This is a genomic window from Enterococcus sp. AZ167 (assembly GCF_051714025.1).
GTDB classification, from domain to species: domain Bacteria; phylum Bacillota; class Bacilli; order Lactobacillales; family Enterococcaceae; genus Enterococcus_D; species Enterococcus_D casseliflavus.
Window position 1 is genome coordinate 1 of record NZ_JBIORB010000009.1, and the last position, 2043, is coordinate 2043.

3 protein-coding genes are annotated in these 2043 nt (G+C 33.0%); all 3 read left to right on the forward strand.

The genetic code is table 11. From position 1 onward, the window contains the following. Positions 1 to 913, forward strand: a 913-nt coding sequence (locus tag IGJ05_RS16100; protein WP_438725370.1) for an IS3 family transposase, incomplete at its 5' end; no start/stop codon positions are given. Between the two features lie 200 nt (positions 914 to 1113). Next, positions 1114 to 1572, forward strand: coding sequence for a hypothetical protein (locus IGJ05_RS16105; RefSeq protein ID WP_438725372.1), 459 nt, complete (start codon positions 1114 to 1116; stop codon positions 1570 to 1572). Positions 1573 to 1657: 85 nt separating this feature from the next. After that, positions 1658 to 2043, forward strand: a 386-nt coding sequence (locus IGJ05_RS16110; RefSeq protein ID WP_438725373.1) for a hypothetical protein, incomplete at its 3' end; no start/stop codon positions are given.

Genomic DNA, 2043 nt, shown 5'->3' on the forward strand with positions numbered 1-2043 from the left:
TTCTAAAAAAAGCAATGGCTATATTCACGAAGTAAACTTACACAATAAGATTCTCTTTATCAAAAATCTAAGAAACAGCTATCCCATCCGAATGCTTCTGCGTGTAATGCAAGTGACACCAAGCAGCTACTATAAAGAATTACATCATGAACCGAGTAAACGCCAACAGGAAAATGAGCGAATCGATCAAGCAATCATGGAAATCTACACCGAAAGTAAACAACGTTATGGCGCATGGAAAATTCATCATTGCTTGTTAGAACAAGGCTTTTCCTTATCCATCAAGCGGGTTCAAAAACGAATGAACTTTTTAGGTATTCATTCAATCACGGTCAAAAAATATCGTCCTAGTCACACTTCGAAAAAGCCGATTATTGAACGTACCAATCTTTTGAATCAAGATTTCTCTACAACGACCATCAATCAAAAATGGGCCGCAGATATCACATATATCGCTACTACAAAAGATGGCTGGACTTATCTAGCTTCTGTCATTGACCTTCATTCAAAGAAAATCATCGGGTATACGTATGCCAAACAAATGGCGACAGACATTGTCTTAAACGCTTTGGATTCAGCAATTAAGAACCAACAACCGAAAGAAGACTTGATTATCCAAACAGATCTTGGCTCTCAATACACGAGCAAAGAATTTGAAGCAGCGTTTCAAGAACGTAAAATCGTGCATTCTTATAGTCGTAAGGGAACCCCGTATGACAATTCTGGTATTGAATCTTTTCATGCAATCTTGAAAAAAGAAGAGATCTACCAGTGGGTCTATTATTCTTTTGAGGAAGCACGCCTTGCGCTTTTTCAATATATTGAAGGCTGGTACAATCGTAAACGAATTCATGGAGCAATCCGGTATTTGACTCCTCAACAAGCAGAAGACCAGGCTCGTACTCACATGTAATCTATCCGTACACATTTTTTTGAGAACAAATCCACGAGCTTTCCTCTTCATAGTTTCAGAAAATGGTCAAATGGTCTGGGTTTGACTATTTTCTGAAACTATGAAATAACTCGAGAGTGGATTAGTTTCAAAATAACTCTCAAAAAAAGTGTCCACTTTATTGACATAGATCCAAAGCCAATGGAAAAATCAGAGAGAGTATGTCATTTCCTGCAATTAAATTTAAAGAGTTTGCTTTAGAAAAGTGGGAAGAGTCTGAAATATATCAATACTTTAGTGAGAAAAGATTCTTATTCGTTGTGTATCGACATGACGGTACGGAATACAAATTAGATAAAGCAATGTTTTGGAATATGCCTATGACAGATTTAGAAGGAATTGGAAAAGAAGAATGGTTAGCTAACCAAAAAGTAGTCAAAGAAGGGGTAGAGCTTATACCAAAAGGGAATAGAGTTCTAAATAATTTACCAAAAGCAAAAGATACTAAGATTTTCCATCTACGTCCTCATGCTAGCAAATCTGTTTATGAAACAAATGGACAAGTTTTCGGTAACGGTATTCTTCATAGAGATTCAGATGAATTACCAAATGGAGATAGAATGGTGAAACAATGTTTTTGGTTAAATAATAAGTATCTTGAAAGAATTATTAACAGTTAAAGTATAATTTCGATACAAAATTATATTAGTTGGTAAGGAAAATATGGGCCATGTTATACTTATAAAAAAAGAAAGGGGATTCTTCATGGATTTTTTTAACATTCCGCAAGCAGAAAATGCTCTCAAAGCAGTTTATAAATTTGGGATAGATACTAATGAAAAATTAATGGCTTTGACTTTGGATAATCTTATGAATATAAAAGGGTTGGGGAAGAAAAAAATGGAAGCTATTCTAAAAATCCAACAATGTCAAATTAAATCTGATTTATTTAATGATTTTAAAAATGACAAAGGAAAAAGTTATTATACTCCTAATGTAGAAGTTTTTTTTAGTAAAAATAATATAAATGAAGACAACATACTATCAATAAAATTGGATGAACTTGAAAAAAATAATAAATTGAATAATAAGCTGATAAATAGTTTTAATGGATTAAAAAGAAAAAGTTTAATTAAAAAAGTAAACTATAC